Annotated in this window: 17 protein-coding genes; 8 read left to right on the top strand and 9 right to left on the bottom strand. The window is 71.3% G+C overall.

Features of this window, described 5'->3' with window-relative positions; translation table 11 throughout:
* Positions 1–7 precede the first annotated feature (7 nt).
* A complete protein-coding gene (locus tag EDD30_RS21165; RefSeq protein WP_071809827.1) occupies positions 8–2,005 on the top strand; it encodes an SPFH domain-containing protein in 1,998 nt (665 codons plus the stop codon).
* The gene (locus tag EDD30_RS21170; RefSeq protein ID WP_071809826.1) at positions 2,002–6,843 is read left to right on the top strand and encodes a DNA repair ATPase; all 4,842 of its coding nucleotides are present in this window, start codon (positions 2,002–2,004) and stop codon (positions 6,841–6,843) included. The genes EDD30_RS21165 and EDD30_RS21170 overlap by 4 nt, the downstream gene beginning before the upstream one ends.
* On the opposite strand, the gene EDD30_RS21175 is transcribed toward EDD30_RS21170, so the two are convergent.
* The 6 genes from EDD30_RS21175 to EDD30_RS21200 form a co-directional block, all read right to left on the bottom strand.
* Positions 6,834–7,376 (bottom strand): hypothetical protein, encoded by a 543-nt coding sequence (locus EDD30_RS21175; protein ID WP_071809825.1) that lies wholly within the window; start codon positions 7,374–7,376, stop codon positions 6,834–6,836. The genes EDD30_RS21170 and EDD30_RS21175 overlap by 10 nt on opposite strands.
* A 93-nt stretch (positions 7,377–7,469) precedes the next feature.
* Positions 7,470–8,102: a GTP-binding protein gene (locus EDD30_RS21180; RefSeq protein ID WP_084557870.1), complete on the bottom strand. Its 633-nt coding sequence runs from the start codon at positions 8,100–8,102 to the stop codon at positions 7,470–7,472.
* Positions 8,080–8,556: a DUF742 domain-containing protein gene (locus tag EDD30_RS21185; RefSeq protein WP_071809824.1), complete on the bottom strand. Its 477-nt coding sequence runs from the start codon at positions 8,554–8,556 to the stop codon at positions 8,080–8,082. The genes EDD30_RS21180 and EDD30_RS21185 overlap by 23 nt, the downstream gene beginning before the upstream one ends.
* A 49-nt stretch (positions 8,557–8,605) precedes the next feature.
* Entirely contained in the window at positions 8,606–9,052 is a 447-nt protein-coding gene (locus EDD30_RS21190) for a roadblock/LC7 domain-containing protein (protein ID WP_071809823.1), read from the bottom strand.
* Positions 9,049–11,886, bottom strand: a complete 2,838-nt coding sequence (locus EDD30_RS21195; protein WP_071809822.1) for a sensor histidine kinase — start codon at positions 11,884–11,886, stop codon at positions 9,049–9,051. The genes EDD30_RS21190 and EDD30_RS21195 overlap by 4 nt, the downstream gene beginning before the upstream one ends.
* A complete protein-coding gene (locus tag EDD30_RS21200; protein ID WP_071809821.1) occupies positions 11,873–13,006 on the bottom strand; it encodes a hypothetical protein in 1,134 nt (377 codons plus the stop codon). The genes EDD30_RS21195 and EDD30_RS21200 overlap by 14 nt, the downstream gene beginning before the upstream one ends.
* 537 nt (positions 13,007–13,543) lie before the next feature.
* Here EDD30_RS21200 and EDD30_RS21205 point away from each other — a divergent pair.
* From EDD30_RS21205 to mtnA, 3 genes are all read left to right on the top strand, one after another.
* Positions 13,544–14,611, top strand: coding sequence for a PHP domain-containing protein (locus EDD30_RS21205; RefSeq protein ID WP_071809820.1), 1,068 nt, complete (start codon positions 13,544–13,546; stop codon positions 14,609–14,611).
* A 39-nt stretch (positions 14,612–14,650) separates the two neighbouring features.
* Positions 14,651–16,321, top strand: coding sequence for a DUF885 domain-containing protein (locus EDD30_RS21210; RefSeq protein ID WP_071809819.1), 1,671 nt, complete (start codon positions 14,651–14,653; stop codon positions 16,319–16,321).
* A 111-nt stretch (positions 16,322–16,432) separates the two neighbouring features.
* Positions 16,433–17,395, top strand: a complete 963-nt coding sequence (mtnA, locus tag EDD30_RS21215) for an S-methyl-5-thioribose-1-phosphate isomerase (protein WP_071809818.1) — start codon at positions 16,433–16,435, stop codon at positions 17,393–17,395.
* A 139-nt stretch (positions 17,396–17,534) separates the two neighbouring features.
* Here the strand turns inward: mtnA and EDD30_RS39250 are convergent, their stop codons facing one another.
* Both EDD30_RS39250 and EDD30_RS21225 read right to left on the bottom strand, forming a co-directional pair.
* A complete protein-coding gene (locus EDD30_RS39250; RefSeq protein WP_170047707.1) occupies positions 17,535–17,702 on the bottom strand; it encodes a hypothetical protein in 168 nt (55 codons plus the stop codon).
* 103 nt (positions 17,703–17,805) lie between these two features.
* Positions 17,806–18,156 (bottom strand): hypothetical protein, encoded by a 351-nt coding sequence (locus EDD30_RS21225; protein WP_071809816.1) that lies wholly within the window; start codon positions 18,154–18,156, stop codon positions 17,806–17,808.
* Between the two features lie 561 nt (positions 18,157–18,717).
* On the opposite strand from EDD30_RS21225, the gene EDD30_RS21230 reads away from it, so the two are divergent.
* The gene (locus EDD30_RS21230; protein ID WP_244945346.1) at positions 18,718–19,464 is read left to right on the top strand and encodes a M23 family metallopeptidase; all 747 of its coding nucleotides are present in this window, start codon (positions 18,718–18,720) and stop codon (positions 19,462–19,464) included.
* A gap of 74 nt (positions 19,465–19,538) precedes the next feature.
* Here EDD30_RS21230 and EDD30_RS21235 read toward each other — a convergent pair whose 3' ends face one another.
* Complete coding sequence (locus EDD30_RS21235; RefSeq protein ID WP_244945347.1) at positions 19,539–20,693, bottom strand: PQQ-like beta-propeller repeat protein; 1,155 nt, start codon at positions 20,691–20,693, stop codon at positions 19,539–19,541.
* A 103-nt stretch (positions 20,694–20,796) separates the two neighbouring features.
* On the opposite strand from EDD30_RS21235, the gene EDD30_RS21240 reads away from it, so the two are divergent.
* Both EDD30_RS21240 and EDD30_RS21245 read left to right on the top strand, forming a co-directional pair.
* Positions 20,797–21,822, top strand: a complete 1,026-nt coding sequence (locus EDD30_RS21240; RefSeq protein ID WP_071809815.1) for a prephenate dehydrogenase/arogenate dehydrogenase family protein — start codon at positions 20,797–20,799, stop codon at positions 21,820–21,822.
* 39 nt (positions 21,823–21,861) lie between these two features.
* Entirely contained in the window at positions 21,862–22,446 is a 585-nt protein-coding gene (locus EDD30_RS21245) for a DinB family protein (protein WP_071809814.1), read from the top strand.
* Positions 22,447–22,465 lie beyond the last annotated feature (19 nt).

The following is a 22,465-nucleotide window of genomic DNA, read 5'->3' on the forward strand; positions in this document are numbered from 1 at the left end:
ACCCTGCATGGACGTGATCTCCACCGGTTTCGGTGTGCTCATCGCCGTGGTGCTGCTCATTGCGCTCGGCGTCGTGTTCTTCTTCAGCCGCATGTTCCGCAAGGTGGAGCAGGGCAAGGCCCTGATCGTGTCCAAGGTGCGCCGGGTGGACGTGACGTTCACGGGTGCCGTCGTGCTTCCTGTGCTGCACAAGGCCGAGATCATGGACATCTCGGTGAAGACGATCGAGATCTCGCGTACGGGTCGCGAGGGGCTCATCTGCCGCGACAACATCCGGGCCGACATCCGGATCACGTTCTTCGTGCGGGTCAACAAGACCACCGAGGACGTCATCAAGGTGGCGCAGGCGATCGGCACCACGCGGGCCAGCAGTGAGCAGACGCTTCAGGAGCTTTTCAACGCCAAGTTCTCCGAGGCGTTGAAGACCGTCGGCAAGCAGCTCGACTTCGTCGACCTCTACACCAAGCGCAACGAGTTCCGGGACCAGATCATCGAGGTCATCGGCACCGACCTCAACGGGTACAGCCTCGAGGACGCGGCCATCGACTTCCTCGAGCAGACGCCGATGAGCTCGCTCGATCCGAAGAACATCCTCGACGCGCAGGGCATCCGGAAGATCACCGAGCTGACCGCGATCGAGTCGGTGCGGACCAACGACTACCGGCGCAACGAGGAGAAGGAGATCACCCGGCAGAACGTGGACGCCAAGGAGGCGATCCTCGAGCTGGAGCGCCGGCAGGCGGATGCGGAGATCAAGCAGCGCCGGGAGATCGAGACCATCCGGGCTCGCGAGGAGGCGGAGATCCAGCTTGCCCAGGCCGAGGAGCGCCTCCGCGCCGAGGGTGCCCACCTGCGGACCGAGCAGCAGCTCGGCGTGCAGAAGGAGAACAAGGCCCGGGAGATCGCCGTCGCGGAGAAGAACCGTGAGCGGGTCATCGCGATCGAGACCGAGCGCATCGAGAAGGACCGGATGCTCGAGGTGATCGGCCGCGAGCGGGAGACGGAACTCTCCACCATCGCCAAGGACAAGGAGGTCGAGGCGGAGAAGCGCTCGATCGCCGAGGTGGTCCGCGAGCGCATCGCGGTGGAGAAGACGGTCGCCGAGCAGGAGGAGAACATCAAGCGGCTGCGCGTCGTCGAGGAGGCGGAGCGTACCCGTCAGGCCGTGATCATCAACGCCGAGGCCGAGGCGCAGGAGGCCCTGGTCAAGGACATCAAGGCCGCGGAGGCGGCCGAGACGGCCGCGAAGTTCAAGGCCCGCGAGGAGCTGCTGCTGGCGGAGGCCCGCCAGCAGACCGCCGAGCTGGACGCCCGGGCGAAGATCCGGCTGGCCGAGGGTACGCAGGCCGAGGCGGCCGCCGCGGGCCTCGCCGACGTGCAGGTGCGCGAGCGCAACGCCGAGGTGGTCGAGAAGACCGGCCGCGCCGAGGCCGCCGTCGAGCGGGAGAAGGCGCTGGTCGCCGCCGAGGCGATCCGCGAGAAGCTCAAGGGCGAGGCCGAGGGTCTGCAGGAGAAGGCCGGCGCGATGGCCGCGCTGGACGACGCCACCCGCGAGCACGAGGAGTACCGGCTGCGGCTCGAGACGGAGAAGGAGATCCGCCTGGCCGGCATCAACGTCCAGAAGGACATCGCCGAGGCGCAGGCCGCGCTCATCGCCACCGGGCTGGAGAAGGCCGACATCGACATCGTCGGCGGCGACTCCATCTTCTTCGACAAGCTCGTCGGCTCGATCACGATGGGCAAGAGCATCGACGGCTTCGTCGAGCACTCCGACGTGGTCCAGGGCCTGGGCGCCCGCTATTTGAACGGTTCGGCGAACTTCGCCGACGACCTGAGCCGGGTGATCGGCTCGGTGAGCACCGGTGACGTGGCGAACCTGACCCTGTCGGCGTTCCTCACCCAGCAGATCAAGGCGGGCCGGGCGGACTCCGGCAAGCTGCGGGAGCTGCTCGCCGCCGCCAAGGAGATGGGGCTGGCCGACGCCAAGGTTCCGGCCGCACGGTGACCGCCGCGACCGACCAGACGCTCGACGCCGGTACGTACGAGGTCCTGCGTGCCCGGCTCGGTGCGCAGGCCAAGGAGCTGGCCGGGCGCGCGGAGGCATTGAACGCCCGCCGGACGGAGACGTTCGGCGGGCAGCAGATGCGCCTGCTCGGCGCGGAGCGGGTCCGCACCGAGAACAACTGCGTCCCGCGGGACCTGGTGCAGGTCGGCGGCGCCATGCTGTTCGGCTACAACGTCTTCATCGGTCTGCGCACCGAGACGGCGGTCGCCGACGTGTTCGCCGTGCACGGGTTCGCCGAGGGCACGTTCCATCCGGCGACGCTGCCCGGCCTGCTCGACGATCCGCAGTTCCAGCGCGACTTCGCCGAGCTGTACCGGTACTACCGCGAGACGCACCTGCTGCAACTGCGCCGCCGGGACGGGCTGCTGCTCGCGGTCTTCCAGACCGGCGCCCGCGCCGACGACCTCAAGGTGCTGCGCTGGCGGGTCGGCAACGACGGCTCGGTCGCGTACGTGGACAACCGCGGCGAACGCGACCACGTCTTCCCGCCCGCGCACGACTTCGAGTGGACCCTCACCACCCGTGAACAGCACGTGCTCGGGCGGCACCCGCACGTCTCGATCGAGGAGGAGGTGTTCGTCGAGACGGTCGGCGGCACCCTGACCGTGAAGGTGGAGAACAACACCGAGGACGGCGAGGGCATCTTCTCGGAGCCCGTCGACGAGCCGTTGCAGAGCCTCGCCGACGCGGAGATCGCGTACGCCCGGATCGGCCCGCTGATCCTGCTGCGCGTGCTGCCGTACAAGGAGACCGTCCAGCGGTATCTGGTGTTCAACACCCGTACCCGCGACGTGGTCCGCCTCGACGGGATCGGTCAGGCCTGTCAGCGTCTGCCGGAGGATCAGGGCGTCATCTTCCCGGGCGGCTATTACCTGGCCACGGGCATGGCGAAGACGTTCGATGCCGACGTCGCCGACCTGGAGTTCGAGCGGGTCGTGCGCTCGGTCAACGGCGAGGACGTGCTCTACGTCTTCCACGCCCGGGCCGCGGGACGGTATCTGCTGCTGCCGTACAACGTGATCCGCAAGGAGGTCGCCACCCCGATCCCGTGCCACGGCTACTCGCTGTTCGACGACGGCACGCTGGTGGCGTTCCGGGCCGGCTCCGACGAGCCGGCCCGGGTGCATCCGATGCAGATCTGGCAGACCCCGTACGTCTCGGACACGTTCGCCGCCGCCCAGCCGGTCGGCACCGGACCGCTGGACCGGGTGGGCAATGCCGACCTGGTCCGGGGCATCGCCGACGCGCTCTCCGTGTCGCGCATGGTCGAGGAGATGACGCCGTCCGGCGCGGTCTTCGAGGCGATCATCGCGGCCTGCAACCGGCTCTTCGACCAGTACCACTGGCTCGCCGAGGCCGAGCTGGAGGACCTCGGCGAGCCGCTGGCTGAGGTACGGGCGACCGCCGAGCAGGTGCTCGACGAGTTCGAGTCGGTGCAGGCGCTGACCGCTCAGGCCACGACGGCGGTCGACGAGGCCGGCGCGGCCACAACCTCGCTGATCCGCCGGGCGCGGGGCGAGGTGCCGACCACGACCGACGCCTGGATCCGCCAGCTTGCCGCGCTGCGGCAGGCCCAGGGCCGCGTCGTGACCCTGCGCGAGCTCCGGTACGTCGACACGTCCCGGCTGGACGAGCTGGCCGCCGAGCTGTCCACAGAGGTCGACTCGACCGCGCGCCGGGCCGTCGAGTTCCTCCAGCGGGCCGACGCCTTCGCCGGCTACCAGAAGTCCGTCGACCAGCTCGTCGCCGACGCCGCCGCCATCGCCACCGTGGCCGAGGCCGTGCCCGTGGCAGAACGGCTCACCGAGCAGGCCGACGGGCTCCAGGTGGTGACCGAGGTGGTCGGCGGTCTGGACATCGCCGACGCGACCGTCCGCGTCGGCATCCTCGAGCGGATCGGCGAGGTGCTCGGCGGGGTCAACCGGGCCCGGGCGACGCTGGACGCGCGCCGCCGCGACCTGGCCGCGGCCGAGGGCCGGGCCGCCTTCGCCGCGGAGTTCGCCCTGCTCACCCAGTCGGTGACGGCGGGGCTGGCCGTCGCCGACACCCCGGAACGCTGCGACGAGCAGCTCGCCAAGCTGATGCTCCAGGTCGAGGCGCTCGAGTCGCGATTCGGCGACTTCGACGACTTCACCGATCAGCTCGCCGCGAAGCGCACCGAGGTCTACGAGGCCTTCGCGGCGCGGCGGCAGGCGCTGCTGGACGAGCGGTCCCGACGTGCCGACCGGCTCTTCGACTCGGCGCGGCGCACCCTCGCCAGCGTTCAGCGCCGCGTTGCCGCGCTCGGCGACCTGGACCAGGTCAACACGTACTTCGCCACCGATCCGATGGTCGGCAAGCTGCGGCAGGTCGCGGACGAGCTGCGTACGCTCGGCGACGCCGTCCGGGCCGAGGAGCTGGAGGGCCGGGTCAAGGCCGCGCGGCAGGAGGCCGGGCGGTCCCTGCGCGACCGGCTGGACCTGTACGGCGCCGACGGCACCACCCTCACCCTGGGCCGGCACACCTTCGCGGTGAACACCCAGGCGATCGACCTGACCCTGGTGCCGGACGGCCCGGAGCTGGCGTTCGCGATCACCGGCACCGATTACCGCACGCCGGTCCGCGACGAGGGCTTCCTGGCCACCCGCCCGTTCTGGGAGCAGCCGCTGGTGTCGGAGTCGGCCGAGCTGTCCCGCGCCGAGCATCTGGCCGCCGCCCTCTTCGCCGAGAACCCGGCGGGTGCGGCCGCGGCGTTCGCGGACGACACGCTCGATGCCCTGGTACGCCGGGGTGCCGAGAGCCGCTACGACGAGGGCTACGAGCGGGGCGTGCACGACAGCGACGCGACGCTGATCCTCGGCGCGCTGATCCGGCTGCACGCGGCCGGGGGCCTGCTGCGCTACCCGGCGCCGGTCCGGGCCGCCGCCCAGCTCTTCTGGGCCGGTCTCCCCGCGGCCGAGCAGACGTCCTGGGCTGTGCGGGCGGCGTCGCTGGTCCGGGCCCGGGAGCTGTTCGGTGCCGGGCAGGACCTCGCGGATCTGTGCGACGCCCTCGCCGCCGCGGCGGGCGCGGAGCGGGCCGTGGGCGAATATCTGGTGGAGGAGCTGGCCGCCGCCCCTGCCGGCTTCGTGACGAGTGCGACAGCGCGGACCTTCCTCGACCGCTTCCACCGGGCGCTGACCGCGGAGCCCGCTCGCAGCTACGCGGATGATCTTCGCGCGCTCGACGCCGACCCGGCCGCACGCCGGCAGCTCGTGCACGCGTGGCTGTCCGCCTTCCACCGGGCACACCCGGACGCCGGGCATGCGAGCGACGTGACCGAGGCGGTCGCGATCGAGCTCACCGGCACCGCGCTGACCCGGTACGACACCGCCGCGGCGGTGAGCGAAACCGTGCCCGGGCTGTTGTCGGCGCATCCGCGGATCGTCGACGGCCGGCTGACCGTACGGTTGGACGAGTTCCTCGAGGTCACGCGGCGGTTCCGGGAGGAGCGGGTGCCGGCGTACCGGGCGTACCAGAAGCAGCGGACGGCCCTGGCCGCCGCGGAGCGGGACCGGCTTCGCCTGGACGAGTACCGTCCCGGGGTCATGTCGGCGTTCGTGCGCAACCGGCTGCTCGACGAGGTGTACCTGCCGCTGATCGGCGACAACCTGGCTCGCCAGCTCGGCGCGACCGGCGCCGGCCGGCGCACCGACCAGTCCGGTCTGCTGCTGTTGATCTCACCGCCGGGCTACGGCAAGACCACCCTCATGGAGTACGTCGCCAACCGCCTCGGCCTGGTCTTCGTGAAGGTCAACGGCCCGGCGCTCGGGCACGAGGTGACCTCGCTGGACCCGGCCGAGGCGCCCGACGCGACCGCCCGGCAGGAGGTCGAGAAGATCTCCTTCGCCCTCGAGATGGGCAACAACGTCCTGCTCTACCTGGACGACATCCAGCACACCTCGCCGGAGCTGCTGCAGAAGTTCATCTCGCTCTGTGACGCCCAGCGCCGGATGGAGGGCGTGTGGGAGGGCCGGACCCGCACCTACGACCTGCGGGGCAAGCGGTTCGCGGTGTGCATGGCCGGTAACCCGTACACGGAGACGGGCCGGCGGTTCCGGATCCCGGACATGCTCGCCAACCGGGCCGACGTCTGGAACCTCGGCGACGTGCTCGCCGGCCGGGAGGAGGCGTTCGAGATGTCGTACCTGGAGAACGCGCTCACCTCGAACCCGGTGCTGGCGCCGCTGTCCGCCCGCGACCGCGCCGACCTGCCGCTGCTCGTCCGGCTCGCCGAGGGTGACGACTCGGTGCGGCCCGACCGGCTCAGCCACGCGTACTCGGCCACGGAGCTCGAGCAGGTGTTGTCGGTGTTGCGCAAGATGCGGCGGGTGCAGCGGATCGTGTTGCGCACCAACCAGGCGTACATCGCCTCGGCGGGGCAGGCGGACGCGTCGCGCACCGAGCCGCCGTTCAAGTTGCAGGGCTCGTACCGCAACATGAACAAACTCGCCGAACGCATCGTGCCGGCGATGAACGACGCCGAGCTCGACGCGGTCGTCGACGACCACTATCTCGGTGAGGCGCAGACGCTGACCTCGGGCGCCGAGGCCAACCTGCTCAAGCTGGCCGAGCTGCGCGGGCGTCTCACCGGCGAGCAGGCCGCCCGCTGGGCCGAGGTGAAGGCCGCCTTCCTGCGGGAGCAGGCGCTCGGCGGCGCCGAGGACGATCCGATGACCCGGGCCGTCGGCGCGGTCGGACTGCTCGCCGACCGGGTAGGCGCGGTGGAGCAGGCGATCCTGCGCCGCGTTCAGTCCTGAGCGTGCAGCAGCGACGGATCCTCGCGGAGCATGGCGGCGAGACGCTGGGCCGCCAGCTCGGTCTCCTGCTCGTCGACGTGCAGCGGGACCGGCTCGGGCAGGGGGGAAGGCATGGTGTGCTGCGGCTGAGGGGCCGGCTGCTCGTAGCGGTGGTGGCCGGTCTCCCGGAGCGGCGCCGGCTCGGTGACCTGCGGCGCCGGCTCGGTGACCTGCGGCGCCGGCTCGGCGACGGGCTGCGCCACCTCGACGTCGATGATCTCGCCGTACTGCGCCTCGCTCGCCCGCTGCACGACCGAGTTGTCGGCGCTGACCTGAACGATGCCGTCCTCCAGCGCGAAGTGCAGCAACACCGGATCGCCGGCGCCCTCGACACCGACCGTCACGGCGAGCTCGGGGTTGCGTCCCACGACCGCGGCGATCGCCTCGACCAGCTCCGTCACGGCCGGCGGGGTGCCCGTGGCCTCCCCGGCGGCGCGGCGGCGCAACTCGTCGCGGCGTGCCAGCCTGTCGAGGGCGTCGTCCAGTCCTCGCACGTCACCCTCCTCCCGTCACACGCTGTCGCTCGTACAACTGTGCCCGCTCGGAGGCCGAATTGGGAACCGAAACGCAGCGACTCGGCGCACACCTTACGACGATCGCATCCGCATCGCCTTGTCGAGGGCCCGGTCGAGCACGACGAGTAAGGCGTCCCGTACGGATCCGCGGAACCGGGCGTCGTACTGCACGATCGGCACTTCGTCGCGGATTGCGAGGGCCCAGCGCACCTCGTCCAGGCTGTAACCGAGTTGTCCGTTGAAGGTGTTGACGCCGACCACGAACGGAAGGCCGGCGCGCTCGAAATAGTCGATGGCGGGGTAACAGTCGTCGATCCGGGACGTGTCGACCACCACCAGCGCGCCCAGGGCGCCCCGGACCAGGTCATCCCACATGAACGAGAAGCGGGTCTGGCCCGGCGTGCCGAAGAGGTAGAGCTTCAGCGTCTGGTCGATGGTGACGCAGCCGAAGTCCATCGCGACGGTGGTGGTGGCCTTGGCGGTCGACTGGTTGGGGTTGTCGACGCCGACCGACTCCGACGTCATCTCGGCCTCGGTGGTCAGCGGCGAGATCTCCGAGATGGCACCGACGGTCGTCGTCTTGCCGACGCCGAAGCCGCCGGCCACGATGATCTTGACCGGCACCGGCGACGCGGTCTTCTGCGGCGGACCGGGTACGCGCGCGGTGCCGACGACGCGGTTCTCAGGATATGGATCGAAGGCCACGGATCACTCGCATGATGGTGTCGGGGTCGGGGAAGTCGCTGGTCATCGCCTGCACGTCGAGGTGCCCGGCGGCGCGCAGGTCGTCGACCAGGATCCGGATGACGCCGAGGTGCATCCGGAGCCGGGCCGAGATCTCGGCTATCGACAGCGGCTCTCCACAGAGTTGGACGATGGCTCGGCGCTCGGGCGAGAGCCGCGCGGCCGATGCGCTGGGAAGCGCGCTGACCTGCGTCTCGAGCCCGATGTCGGCATCCTGGCCGCTGACCCGGCCGGAGGTGATGACGAACGGACGCAACGACGTGGCGTGCTCGTCGGACACCTCCGCGCGCGCGGGCGCGGGCGCCGGGTCCGGCGACGGTTCCCACCGCGCGCCGGACCCCATGTTGCGCAGGAACGGCCGGACCCCGGGAGCCGCCGGGAAGTCCGGGTTGTCGGAGTCGGCCGAATGTCTCATCGTGGTCCGGTCACGACCTTCCTGAGTTGATCCTTTGCGGAGGCGATCGTCATTGCTGGACGGCGTTCTTCAGCTCAGCGATGAGGCGCGGGCTCAGTGCTCCGCCGGCTCGGGTGGCGAACAGCGTCATCTCGTAGGCGAGGGTGCCGAGGTTGGCCGTGCGGTCCGCGATGACGCCGAGCACGGAGCCGGCGCTGATCGAGGTCACCAGCAGGTAGCCGTCGTTCATGTCGATGATGACGCGGTTCAGGCTGCCGAGCTGGTACCAGCTCGCGGCACCGCCGGCGAGGCTGGTCATACCCGAGACGACCGCCGCGAGGCGCTCGGCGTTGGGCCGGTCCTTGTTCCCCGACATCGCCATCAGCAGGCCGTCCGAGGAGACGGCGATCGCCTCCACGACGCCGGCCGTGCCGGACGTGAACGAGTCCAGCAGCCAGTTGAAGGTTTTCGCCTCCGCGCTGAGCTGGGACGTGTCGGCAGGGTAAGGGGATGTCATCGCGGTTGTCCCTCGTGTTGTGGCTGGGTTTCGTGCAGTGCTCGGGCTACGCCGTACTCGAATTGCTCCATCAGGGCTCGGGCGGCCTCCGGATCGAGTGGCGGAGCCGCCGGCGCCGGCGGCGCCGGTTTGGCCGAATCGTTGAGCGGAAGGGTCGCGCCGGGCACCCGCCGGGTCAGCGGGGGATGACCCACGGCGGGAGGCGCGGCCATGTCCTGTTCCATGACGTCCCACTGGGCGCGGGACACTCCGGCCTCGAAGGCGCTGAACGCCTCCCGGGCCGCGAGAGCGTCGTCCGTGGTCGGGGGCGCGGCGTTCGTCCGCGACCCGGTCTCCACCGGAAGCTGGCTGCCGGGTACGCGCCGGCGCAGCGGGGGCCTCGAGCCCTGGGGCGGCTCCGGGCTCGTGCGTGGCTGCGGCACGACCGCCGGGGCCGCGGCCGCCTGCGGGGCCGCGGGGGGCACGGCCGCCTGCGGCACGATCACCGGGGGCACCGCCGCCCGGGCCACGGCCTGCTGCGGCGCGACCGGGTGCGGCGGCGTGTGCGGCACGGGCGGCTCGAGCGCCGGTCGGACCGGCTCGGGGCGCTGGTACATCGCGTCCGAGGGCGCCGACATGACGACCTGGCCGCGCAGCGCCGGGCGTTCCGGCTCTCCGTAGCGGCCCGCGGCGGGCAGCTCGGGCAGCGTCGCCGGGAAACGCCCGGCCACCGGGGTCGCCTCGTAGGTCGCCGGCTGGTCGCGGACCTCGACGGGGATCGCCTCGAGCTGCGGGGCGGTCGGCCGTACGGAGAACGCGTTCCAGGTCTGCGCCGCTTCCAGCGTGTGGGTGGCCCGGCTCAGCACGTTGGCGTCGAAGGGCTGAACGCTGCCCGGCACCGACCGCGCGGCACCGCCGGCGACCAGCGGCGCGAACTCGGTGTGGCTGCTCGGCACCGTCGCCCTGATCGGCGCGCTGGGCGCGCTCGGCGCCACCGACGGTTCCAGACGGGGCACCAGATGCACCGGCTGAAGGTCGATCCAGGCGGTCACGCCGCCGTCCGGGGTGTCGGTGAGCATGACCTCGACGCCGTGCCGGCGGGCGAGGCGGCCGACCACGAAGAGGCCGAGCACCTCGGTCGGCGCCAGGTCGAGGCGCTCGCGGCGGGTCAGCCGGGCGTTCTCCTCGGCGAGGCGCTCCGGCGCCAGGCCCAGGCCGCGGTCGACGATCGCGAGGCGGGCGCCGCCGCGCACGCCGGCGGCCGTGATGGTGACGCGGGTGTGCGGCGGCGAGAACGACGTCGCGTTCTCCATGAGCTCCGCCAGCAACAGGGTCAGATCGGCCACGAGGGCGGGAACGACCACGAACTCCTCGGGCACCTCGACGTCGACGCGGGTGTAGTCCTCGATCTCACCGAGGGCGAGGCGTACGACGTCGGACAGGCCCAGCGGCGCCATGTGGTCGTTGGTGCCGGCCCCGCCGGAGAGCACGACCAGCGAACCGGCGTTTCGCCCGAGGCGGCTCGACAGGTGGTCGAGGCGGTACAGGTCGCGCAGGCGCTCGCTGTCGGTCTCGCGGCGCTCCAGCTTGTCGATCAGGGAGAGCTGGCGGCCGACCAGGTTCTGCGTACGTCGACCGACGTGCCCGAACATCTGGGCGACGTTGCGGCGGCTGAGCACCTGGCGTTCCACGAGCTGCGCGGCCGTGGTCTGCACCCGGTCGAACGCCCGGGCCAGGTCGCCGATCTCGTCGCGGGCCGCCACGTCGACCGAGTCGAGACGGATCGGACGGGCCGCCTCGGCGTCGTCGTCCGCGACCCGCTGCAGCTCGGCCTCGGCGGCCACGGCGATCCGCTCGGCCGACCGGGTGAGGCGGCGCAGGGGCCGGGCCACCGCGCGGGCCATGACCAACGACAGCGCCACCACGATCAGCAGCAGCAGGACCGAGATGCCACCGACCAGTGCGGCGGTACGCAGCGCGGAGTCACGGTCCACGGTCACCGCCGCGTCCACGTCCGCGGCGACGCGCTTCTCCACGAAGCTGCCGAGGACGATGACGGAGCGCAGCGAGGGCAGCAGCGACTTGACGTCGAGCTGCTTGATGGCCGTGGCCGGGTCGATGACCACCTCGGCGAGGAAGCGTGCGCCCACCCGGGAAGCGAACGCTTCCTGGGCCGAGAGGTAGAGCTTGTACTGCGCGTCGGTGAAGTAACGCTGCGAGTTGTTGATGAGCAACTGGAGCTGCACCAGCGTCGAGTTGAACAGACCCAGCAGCGCGGCGTTGCGGGTCACCGCCGCGCCGGTGAGGTATCCGGCGGCCTGGCCGATCATGTCGTCGGTGCGCAGGGCCTGCTCGAGCGCGAACACCTGACGGCCGGCCGACGTGGCCAGGTCCGCCTGCTGTGCCACCGAGAGCTCGTCGATGACCGGCGTGACCACGGCGGTGAACTGGGAGATGATCTCGTCCGGCCGGATGCTGCGGTTGAGCACGTTGGCCCGGGTGCTGGCGAGCTGGGACACCCCGTCGATCGCCCGGGTCAGCGCCGGGGTCAGCGGCTGGTCGAGCCGCTTGAGCGCCTGGATGCGGTCGGTCGCCTTGGCCGTCTGCACCGCGAGCTCGGGCTCCTGGATGAGTCCGAAGAGATAGCCGACCGAGAGCAGGCGCTCCTCCTGGAGCTCCTGCAGCGCCGAGCCGATGCGGGTGGCAAGCCGGACCGCGTCCGACGTGTCCTGGGCGTCCCGCGCGACGTCGACGCGGTTGACGACGATCGGCACGGCGAGCGCGAGGACGCCGAGCAGCGGTACGAGCACCAGGAGGGTCAGCTTGCCCAGGATGCGGAGCTTACCGAAGAGCACCGGACCGCTCCCTCCGCGAGGAGGTGGCCTCGCCGTACGCCGGCACCGGCCGGTCCGGCTCCCCGCCGTGAGCGCCCATCGTCATGTCCCGCGCGGCCTCGCCGGGGGTCCGCACGCCCGCGTGGGCCGAACGTCGGCGGGTGGTCAGCGGGACGACGATGGCGGCGACGGCCAGCAGCACCGCGGCGCCCGCCGCGACCAGAGCCTCGAGCGTGCGGTAGGCCAGGTTGTCGAGCCGGTCCTCCAGCAGCCGGGACATCTCCCGGTTGATGATGCCGGCCAGGCTCCCGAGCGAGATCTGGAGCTGGCTCTGCGCGGTCGCCATGGTGGCGACGTTGGGCGTGCCGCCCAGGTTGGCGCCGCGGATGAACGACTCGACGCCGCGGCGGAAGTTGTCGAGGCCGGTGACCAGGTTGCCGCTCAGCGTCGCGCTGTTGGTGTCGTCGACGGCTTCCTGCAGGTTGTCGGTGAGGCCGCCCACGGAGGTCTCGACCGCGCTCACCGAGGCGGCGAACTTCGCGCCGAGCTGGTCGCGCTGCTGGCCGGTCGCCTTGGCCACGAGCTGGCTGAGGTCGCCCATCCGGCTCACCTGGACGACGGTGGCGGGCAGGTCGATGGCGACCGCGTCGGCAAGGTGCAGGATGTCGTTGTCGGGGTCGTGCAGCAGGCCCGAGTTGTCGCGGACCGCCTCGTAGAGGGCCAGTGCGAGCTCGGTGACCTCGACGTGGGCGTCGAACGCGGCGGCCGGGGAGCCGGTCTCCTTCGACAGCAGGTCGATCTTCTGCTTCAGGCCGGTCCAGCGGTCCCGGGTGCCGAGATCGGTGCCGAGGCGCTGGTCGACGGCGTTGACTCCGGCGATGGCCGCGGTCAGGGAGCCGGGGGTCGCCTTCACCCCGGACAGGGACGAGGTCTGTGCCTCGGCGAGCGCGCTGACCAGCGGGCTGAGCGCGGTGATGTACTCCGCGCCCTTCTGCTCCAGCCGGGTGCTGTCGTCGAGTTCGGAGACGTCGCTCCAGACCCGGGCGAACAGGATCCCCGCCGGCAGGAGTATCAAAACCGTCAGAACAGCCGCGAGCGCGGACCGCATCCGGGTTCGCCGGTTATTCACCGAGACTGACATCGTCCACTTCCTCCGCCGTGCACCTCGTTGGACCGTTTTGGTGGCTACCCTCCGTAGCCGTACGGGCGCACCGATCCGGGTCAATCTATCCGGGAAACAATCATGCGACCCCTTTCTTAGGGTCAGAGTTGGATCGTCTGATCGGGGGATGGACCCTGGGGGTGACCTGGCCGTACACGTCTGCTACACCCACAGTTGCGACGCGCCCGCGCAGGTAGGCGAGGGTTATGCGGTCCGTGCGGGAAGCGTTACAGCGTGGCGATTTCCGGGCCGCCAGGGTTTCCACTATGGAGTACGCTGCTACGTTCGTTGATGATTAAGGAACGGTAAAGAACGCATCACATCACGGCATCTAGCTACACTGAGTAGTTAGATGAATACAGTTCGGATCTCATGATGTGGACAGCGTGGTGAGAAAGACCGCCAGGCGGACTTCGGGGCGGGCGTTCGGCTCACGCGGGGCGACATCCGGTTCGCCGGAATCGTCCGTACGCGAGCGGGCCGGCGCGCACCGGGACACCGCCTACGCTGAGCGGCATGGCCTCTCGTGATCCGGTCGCCGACCTGCGGCGCATCGCGTTCCTGCTGGAGCGCGCCAACGAGGCGACATACCGGGTGAAAGCGTTCCGCTCGGCGGCCGCGACGATCGCCGCGCTGCCGCCCGCGGAGCTTGCCTCCCGAACGGCCGAGGGCACGCTCGCGAAGCTCGCGGGAGTGGGCGAGGTGACCGCGCGCTGCATCACCGAGTCGCTCGCCGGCGAGGAGCCGGTCTACCTGCGTCGGCTGGCGAGCACCGAGGGCACCGACCTCGAGGGCGCCGCCGCGGTCCTGCGCGAGGCGCTCCGCGGCGACTGCCACACGCACTCGGACTGGTCGGACGGCGGTTCCCCGATCGAGGAGATGGCGCTCGCGGCGGTCGAGCTCGGCCACGAATACCTCGTCCTCACCGACCACTCGCCACGGCTGACGGTGGCGCGCGGTCTCACCGCGGCCCGCCTGCGCCGGCAACTCGACCACGTGGCCCGGCTCAACGACGCCCTGCCCGAGGGATTCCGGATCCTCACCGGCATCGAGGTCGACATCCTCGCCGACGGCTCGCTCGACCAGGAGGACGAGCTGCTGGAGCGCCTCGACGTCGTGGTCGGCTCCGTACACAGCGGACTGCGCGACGATTCGTCCAGGATGACCCGTCGGATGCTGGCGGCGATCGCCAACCCGCACCTCGACATCCTCGGGCACATGACCGGGCGCAAGGTCTCGGCGGCGGGCGAGGGGGACCGGGCGCACCGCGGCGGCCGCACCCGGCCACCGAGCGAGTTCGACCTGCAGAAGGTGCTCGCCGCCTGCGTCGAACACGGCAAGGCGATCGAGATCAACTCGCGGCCGGACCGCCTCGACCCGCCCAAGCGCATGCTCACCGTCGCGGTCGAGGCGGGCTGCCTGTTCAGCATCGACACCGACGCGCACGCGCCCGGACAGCTCGACTGGCAACGGTTCGGCTGCGAACGCGCGGCGCTGTGCGGCGTACCGGTGGACCGGGTCGTCAACACCTGGGCCGCCGATCGCTTGCTCGAATGGACGGCAGGTCACTCCCGTGCGGACTAGGTACAGCGAATTGTCGGTGCTCTCCCGTAGGGTCGCCCCGTGGGACAGATTGATGACCTCGCCAACCGCTACGTCGACGAGTGGGCCCCGCTCAACCCGACCGGCGCCACCTTCATCGGCGTGCCCGGATACGACGACCAGCTCGACGACCTGTCGCCCGAGGGCTACGACGCGCAGGCCGATCTCGTCCGGCGCACCCTCGCCGAGCTCGACCCGCTCGAGCCCGCCACCGAGGCGGAAAACGTCGCCAAGGACGCGATGCAGGAGCGACTGGGCCTCGACCTGGCCCGCTACGAGTCCGGCGACATCGCCAGCGAGATCAGTGTGATCGCCAGCGGGTTGCACGGGCTGCGCATGGCCTTCGACCTCATGCCGGTCCAGGGCGAGCGCGCGGCGGCCGATATCGCCGCCCGGCTCGGCGCGTTCCCGCGCGCCCTCGAGCAGTACAAGCGCACCCTGCTCGAACAGGCCGCCAAGGGCAACGTGAGCGCGCGCAACCAGATGATCGAGGTCGCCGAGCAGTGCGACGCCTGGACCGACCCGGCCCGCGACAACTTCTTCCACGGCCTCGCCGACGGGCTCAGCGCGCAGGGCGCCCTCCGCGCGGACCTGCAACGCAACGCTGCCGCGGCCACGGCGGCCACCGCCGGCTTCGGGCAATTCCTGCGTACGGAGCTCGCCCCGCTCGGCCGCGACAAGGAGGCGGCGGGCCCCGAGCGGTATGCCCGAGCCTCGCAGTACTTCCTCGGCGCGAGGATCGACCTCGAGGAGACGTACGCCTGGGGTTTCGAGGAACTCGCCCGGCTGGAGCGCGAGATGCGCGCGGTCGCCGTCGAGATCGCGGGCCCGGGAGCCACGGTTGACCGTGCCGTCGAGGTCCTCGACGCCGATCCGGCCCGCAACATCCCGGGCAAGGAGGCCTTCCGCGACTGGATGCAGGCCACCGCGGACAAGGCCGTCTCGGAGCTGAACGGCACCCACTTCGACATCCCCAAGCCGGTGCTGACCGTGCAGGCCTGCCTCGCACCGACCAGCGACGGCAGCATCTACTACACGGCACCGAGCGAAGACTTCAGCCGCCCCGGTCGCATGTGGTGGGCGGTCCCGGAAAACCAGACGGTGTTCTCCACCTGGCGCGAGACGTCGACGGTCTACCACGAGGGAGTGCCGGGCCACCACCTCCAGATCGGCCAGACCATCCACCGCGCCGACCTGCTCAACCGCTGGCAGCGCCTGCTCTGCTGGTGCTCGGGCCACGGCGAGGGCTGGGCCCTGTACGCCGAACGCCTCATGGACGACCTCGGCTACCTCGCCGACCCGGGCGACCGCCTCGGCATGCTCGACGGCCAGGCGTTGCGGGCTACCCGGGTCATCGTGGACATCGGCATGCACCTCGAGCTGGAGATCCCCCGCGACAACCCGTTCGGCTTCCACCCGGGCGAGCGCTGGACGCCCGAACTGGGCTGGGAGTTCCTCCGCCAGCACTGCCGCATGCAAGAGGACGTCCTCCGCTTCGAGTGGAAGCGCTACCTGGGCTGGCCGGGCCAGGCACCGTCCTACAAGGTCGGCGAACGCATCTGGCTCCAGGCCCGCGACGACGCCAAAGCCCGCAAGGGCGCGGCCTTCGACCTCAAGCAGTTCCACCGCGACGCCCTCAATCTGGGAGCGCTGGGCCTCGATCCGTTGAGAAAGGCCCTCGCCCGCCTCTGAGCCGTAGGCCGCACGTGCGGGCTGCTTGTCGTGCGTGCGGGCTGCTTCTCGGCGGTTGGTGCGGGTATCGAGCCGGGGGACGGTTTCGTCAGTCGGGCTAGGCTGCGGCGCATGCGGACCATTGACTGGGTCGACGGGGCCGTTGAGCTCGTCGACCAGACGGCCCTGCCCGGTGAACTCATCATGCAGCGGATCACCGCCGTCGCCGATCTGGTTGCGGCGATCCAGTCGCTTGCCGTTCGGGGTGCTCCTGCGCTGGGGGTGGCCGGTGCGTTCGGGGTCGCCCTCGCCGCGCGGGAGTTTGCCGGGGATCCGGAGGGGTTGGCTCGTGCCGTGCGGGCGGTGGAGGTGGCTCGACCCACCGCGGTGAATCTCGCTCGCGGGGCGCGCCGGGCTGCCGCTCGGCTCGGCTACGGCGTCGAGGCGGTGCTTGCCGAAGCTTGTGCCGTACGGGACGAGGAGATCGCGGCCTCGGCGGCCATGGCGGTGCTCGGTGCCGACCTGCTGCAGGAGCTTTGCGGGGAGCGGCCCCGGGTGTTGACCCACTGCAACACCGGCGCCCTTGCCGCGGTGGTCGGCGGCACTGCGCTGGCGGTGGTGTACGAACTGCAGCGGCGGGGTGCCCTGGCCGGGGTCATCGCTAGCGAGACCCGGCCGTTGCTGCAGGGCGCCCGGTTGACGGCCTGGGAACTGGCGCAGGCGGGGATCGAGTTCCGGGTCGCCGTCGATTCGGCGGGTCCGTTCCTGCTGTCCCGCGGCGAAGCGGATGCGGTCATCCTCGGCGCCGACCGCATCTGCGCGAACGGCGACGTCGTCAACAAGGTCGGCACGTACGCGCATGCGCTCGGTGCTCGGCGGGCCGGGGTGCCGTTCGTGGTGGTTGCCCCGGAGTCGACGGTTGACATGGACACCCCGGACGGGGCCGCGGTGGAGATCGAGGACCGGGGTGCGGCGGAGGTGACGCCGTTCTCCGCGGCGGTCAACCCGGCCTTCGACATCACGCCGAACGACCTCGTCACGGCCGTTGTCACGGACCGTCGAGTGGTGCGTCTCGACCGTGGCGAGAAGCTCTGAGCGGGACCTTCGGACGCGCGCGGGCGGCGGGGTGACCAGGCCCGCAGGGTGCCAGCGGGGCGACCGCGGCCCGGAAGGGTGTCGGCGGGGTGACCGCGGCCCGGCAGGTCGCCGGCGGTGGGGCCGGGCGGGCGGTGGATCAGTGGAACAGGCGCCGGCGGCTTGCGATCAATTCGCGGATGCGGGCGCCGCGGAGGCGTTGCGGCTGAGTGTGGTCGCGGGCCGTCTTCGCGTTGGCCAGAGCGGCGAGGAGCTCGAGCCTGCGACGGCGACGGTCCGGGTCGAGTCGCTGCGGTACGTGGGCCATGAGGCCGAGACTGCCGAGCCGTCCGGCGTTCGTCAAGGCCGAGTGCGCTGCGCCACCGAAAGAGTACTGATCGTCAATGACACATCGCCTCAGAGCTGGACATTCACCACAGAGGCCAGTCTTCGGTAGTGATCCACCTCGCGCCGACGAAACCGGTGGCTATCGATAGACCGAGGCCGCTCGCGAGGGCCACGCCCACCGCGACGGCGCGGTCGCCGAGGACGCCCAGGAGGATCGCCACCAGCCATGCGGAGACCGCCGCGGCGATCGTCCACCAGGCGTAGCTGAGCAGATCCCGGCCGATGCCGCCGAGGAGTGCGAACCACACCGATGCCGCGCCGAGCCCGGACAGCAGGGGGCCCGTGCGGATCGGGTGCGGCTCCCGGTACACGGGTCGCGTCGCCATGCCGGGAAACATCTGCTGACCCGGCTGCAGGTAAGGACCGGCCGGCATGTGCAGACCAAAGGATGGATGCGGACCAAGCGCCGGATGCGGACCAAGCGCCGGATGCGGACCAAGCGCCGGATGCGGGCCGGGTGCCGGGTGCGAGCCGGGCGCAGGTTGGATGCCGGGCGCAGGTTGGATGCCGGGCGCCGGGTGGTTGCCGGGCGCCACAAGCGCGCCAGGCGGCAGGTGCGCTCCCGGCGCCATCTGCGAACCAGGCAGCAGGTGTGGGCCGGGCGGCAGGGGCGGTGCGGCCAGCATGGGTGAACCGGGCGGCATGGGCGGCACGAGCGCGCCGGGCCGGATATGTGGGCCGGGTGCCAGGTGGGCGGCGGTCGGCACGGGCGGGCCGGGAGGCGTCTCCGACGCGGGCGGCGGCGTGGGTGGCTTCCGGTCCTCGGGTTCCCTCCGTTCGCCGGGCGACGGCAACCATCCGGCGGGTGGGGGCATGTCGTCCCAGCCTCCGCGGTGCTCGGCCATGCCATCCTCCCGGCGTCGACGGTTCCCCCGTCAACCCTATCCATCGGCGGCCGACCTGCGGGGCAGGAAGATCTCTGCCAGTATGGCGCGGTGCTTTCCCTGCGTACCCTCTCGGTTCTGACCGTCGCCGCCCTCTCGCTCGCCGCCTGCGGCGCGCCGGAGGAGGGGCCGTCGGCGACCGCGACGCCGCAGTTTCTGGAGCCCTCCACAGCGCCGGCGTCCGCGCCGGTCTCCGCCGGACCTGCTTCCGCGACACCGTCCGCCGCGGCGCCGAGCAAGTCGCCCGCCCCGACCAGCAAGCCGCCGGCTGCCGGAAAGGCACCGGCGAACGTGAAGTACGTGTTCCCCGTGCAGGCGTCGAACGCCGACTATCACCCGACGCACTCGGGATATCCGGCGACCGACATCTTCGCCGACTGCGGTGAGCCGGTCGTCGCCACGACCAGCGGCGTGGTGCTCGAGATCAGCCTGAAGGACGCGTACGTGAAGGGCCGGCCGGACGGTCCCCTCAACGGCGGCCTCTACGTGTCGATCCTCGGCGACGACGGCGTGCGCTACTACGGCTCGCATCTGAGCAGCGTGAAGTCCGGCATCGAGCCGGGAGTGCGGGTACGGGCCGGTCAGCAGCTCGGCAAGGTGGGGCGCACCGGCAACGCCAACAATGTCTGCCACCTGCACTACGGCATCTCGCCGCCGTGCGCGGAGGTGGGCGACTGGGATGTGCGGCGCGGGGTCGTCTGGCCGGCGCCCTACCTGACCTCGTGGCGCAAGGGTGGTGGCAGGAGCCCGGTGGCCGAGGTCGAGTCGTGGGAGAAGGCCCACCGCTGCAAGGGCTGACAGGTACACGCACAGGGCCGCATCCTCGCCCGGGGATGCGGCCCTGCTTGTGCGGCGGAAAGCCCGCGGGACGGCTAACTGAACTGGGCGAACCGCTTCTGTGCCACCCCGTTGATCGTCGTGAACGCACCGCCGGCGGCGATCGCGCCGAGGCTCGGGTTGCTCGCCAGGGCCAGCACCCCTTCGACGCCGTTCATGTTCGCCGTCCAGTCGCGCAGATGGCCGTCGTCCATCGCCAGCGCCGCGAGTTTCACGCGGTCGTCCGCGCCGTCGAGGCAGACGCCCTGGTCCCCGGTGCGAGCGGTACGGCAGGCGTGGTCGAAGTGGCCGCCCACGTACACGGTGTCGCCGAGGGTGGTGACGGCCTGCGCGTCGCCGTCGAACGTCGCGCTCCAGCGCCTGGCGCCCGTGAGGCTGTACGCCGTCGCCGTGCCGCCCTGGCCGCCGTGCGCCGTGTAGACGCCGTCGGAGGTGACGCCGATGGCGAAGACGATGACGGCCGGCTTCGGCTTGAACGCGGTGACGATCGCGGCCGAGGACGGGTCGAGCGCCACCAGGCGGTCGTACCCTGACGTGCTGTTGACCTGGTGGAACTTGCCGCCTACGTAGACCCGGCCGCTCACGGTGGCGAGTGCCTCGACCTGGTCGTCGACCGTGGGCTTCCAGGCGCTGTCGAGGACTCCGCTGGTGAGGTTGAAGGCGGCGAGCCTGGTGCGGGTCTGGCCGTTGACCCTGGTGATCGTGCCGCCGACGTAGAGGCGGCCGTTGGCGGCGGCCAGCGCGTACGGCCTGCCGTCGATCGCGTGCTTGAACGTGCTGGACACCGCGCCGCTGGCGGCGTCGAGCCGGGCGAGGCTGTCCCGCTTCTGCCCGCTGACGTACCCGAAGTCGCCGCCGATGTAGACGGACGATCCGCTCACCGCGAGCGCCTTCACCCGGCCGTCGGCGGCCGGCGCCCAGGGCAGCAGCTCGCCCGTGTACGCGTTGACCGCGGCGAGCCGGTTCCGCGCGACCGTCTTGCCCTGGACGACGGCGGACGTGAAGGTGCCGCCGAGGTAGATCGTGCTTCCGGAGTACGCCACGGCGAGCACTGTCCCGTTGAAGCCCGGCACGGAGTCCGGGGACTCCGAGGGCGCCGCCTGTGCGGGGGTGGGCAGCGCCGCGACGACGGCGCCGACCACCGCCCCCACGATCATGATCTGCTTGCGAAGTTTGCCCCTGTACGTCACTTCTCGACCGTAACGACGTTGATGCAGGTTATCTAGTGACGAAACGGACTAAAAGCCACACGGCCGTACGGATGATGTCCGGGGGTGTGCGACAGTCACCGGCGTGAACGTCGCGATCATCGGTCTGGGGCTCATCGGCGGGTCGCTGCTGCGGGCACTGGCCGCCCACGGCCACCAGGTGACGGGCTACGACATCGGCCTCGCCACCCGCCAGGCCGCGACCGCACTGGCAGGGGCCGCGCCGTCAGAGGTCGCATCGGCAGAGGCTGCATCGGCAGAGGCCGCACTGGCAGAGGCCGCGCCTGCTGGGCGACCCGCCTGGCACGTGGCCGGCAGCATTCCCGCCGCCGTCGAGGGCGCCGACGTCGTCGTGCTCGCCGTACCGTTGCCGGTGCTGCCGGACGTCCTCGCCGAACTCGACGGCTTCCCCGGCGTGATCACCGACGTCACCTCGGTCAAGGGCCCGGTCCGCGACTTGCTCAAGGGCCGCAGGTATGTCGGCGGCCACCCCATGGCCGGCAAGGAGGAGTCGAGCTTCCTCGCCTCCGACCCGCATCTCTTCGACCGCTGCGCCTGGGTGCTCTGCCTCGACCCGGAGACCTCGATGGACGACTGGCTGAGCCTCGCCGCGCTCTACACCTCGATCGGTGCCCGGGTCGTGCCGGCCGGCGCCGACGAACACGACGAGGCCGTCGCCCGGATCAGCCACGTCCCGCATCTGCTCGCCGCGGCCCTCGCCAACCTGATCGACGGCCATCCGCTCGCCGCCGCCCTCGCGGCCGGCTCGTTCCGGGACGGTACGCGGGTGGCGGCGACCCGCGCCGAGCTCATCGCGGCCATGTGCGGCGGCAATGCGGCGGCCGTCCGGCGGGTGCTGCCCGGCGTCCTCGAGGATCTGGGCGCCTATGCCGGCCGCCTCGCCGAGCCCGAGCCGGTCGCCGAGCTGACTCCGCTGCTGCGCCGGCCGGGGGAACTGCGGCGGGGGTGGCCGGTCGCGGAGTGCGTACCGGTGGAGATCGAGCCGGAGCGGGACGCGCTCCTGAGCCTGGGACGCGCGGGAGGCTGGGTCGAGAGGGTTGGCGCGAAAGTCGCCGGAATGCGGCCGGAAACTGACCGCAATCGTTCCTAGGCTTACCCGGGTAAGGGAAACCGAGGACAGGAGAACGTCATGCCCGGTCAGGTCGGCGCCATCGGCAACGAGCGCGAAGGTCTGCTCGCCTACCTCGCCCAGATGCGGTACGTGCTGCGGCTCACCGCGTACGGACTCACCCCCGACCAGCTCCGCGCCGCCCCGACGGCGAGCTCGTTGACGGTCGGAGGCCTGATCAAGCACTGCGCGTCCGTGGAGGAGGGCTGGATCTCCACCGTGCTCCGGGAGGCGCAGCCGGTCGACTACCAGGCGTACGCCGACCACTTCCGGCTCGCGGACGGCGAGACCATCGAGGACGTGTTCGCCTACTACGACCGCGTCGCAGTGCGGACCGAGAAGACGATCGCGGAGATTGCGGACCTCGGACAGGACGTGCCCGTCGACCACTCGGTGCCGTGGAACCCGAAGGACTTGGACAACTGGTCGGTGCGCTGGGTGCTGCTGCACCTCATCCAGGAGACGGCCCGGCACGCGGGCCACGCCGACATCATCCGCGAGGGCATCGACGGCGGTACGGCGTACCCGATCATGGCCGCGGCAGAGGACTGGCCGGACTCGCCGTGGATGCAGAAGTGGCAGCCGGCCGGCGAGCAGCGCGGATAAGCCCGGCGGCGGCGCGATC

Origin of the sequence: Couchioplanes caeruleus (assembly GCF_003751945.1) — a bacterium.
GTDB classification, from domain to species: Bacteria; Actinomycetota; Actinomycetes; order Mycobacteriales; family Micromonosporaceae; genus Actinoplanes; species Actinoplanes caeruleus.

Excerpts from the sequence above, each read along its gene's own strand:
- EDD30_RS21165 (WP_071809827.1), top strand. The coding sequence starts at position 8 with ATGGACGTGATCTCCACCGGTTTCGGTGTGCTCATCGCCGTGGTGCTG.
- EDD30_RS21185 (WP_071809824.1), bottom strand. The coding sequence starts at position 8,556 with ATGAGACATTCGGCCGACTCCGACAACCCGGACTTCCCGGCGGCTCCC.
- EDD30_RS21190 (WP_071809823.1), bottom strand. The coding sequence starts at position 9,052 with ATGACATCCCCTTACCCTGCCGACACGTCCCAGCTCAGCGCGGAGGCG.
- EDD30_RS21200 (WP_071809821.1), bottom strand. The coding sequence starts at position 13,006 with ATGTCAGTCTCGGTGAATAACCGGCGAACCCGGATGCGGTCCGCGCTC.
- EDD30_RS21205 (WP_071809820.1), top strand. The coding sequence starts at position 13,544 with ATGGCCTCTCGTGATCCGGTCGCCGACCTGCGGCGCATCGCGTTCCTG.
- mtnA (WP_071809818.1), top strand. The coding sequence starts at position 16,433 with ATGCGGACCATTGACTGGGTCGACGGGGCCGTTGAGCTCGTCGACCAG.
- EDD30_RS39250 (WP_170047707.1), bottom strand. The coding sequence starts at position 17,702 with ATGGCCCACGTACCGCAGCGACTCGACCCGGACCGTCGCCGTCGCAGG.
- EDD30_RS21225 (WP_071809816.1), bottom strand. The coding sequence starts at position 18,156 with ATGCCGGCCGGTCCTTACCTGCAGCCGGGTCAGCAGATGTTTCCCGGC.
- EDD30_RS21245 (WP_071809814.1), top strand. The coding sequence starts at position 21,862 with ATGCCCGGTCAGGTCGGCGCCATCGGCAACGAGCGCGAAGGTCTGCTC.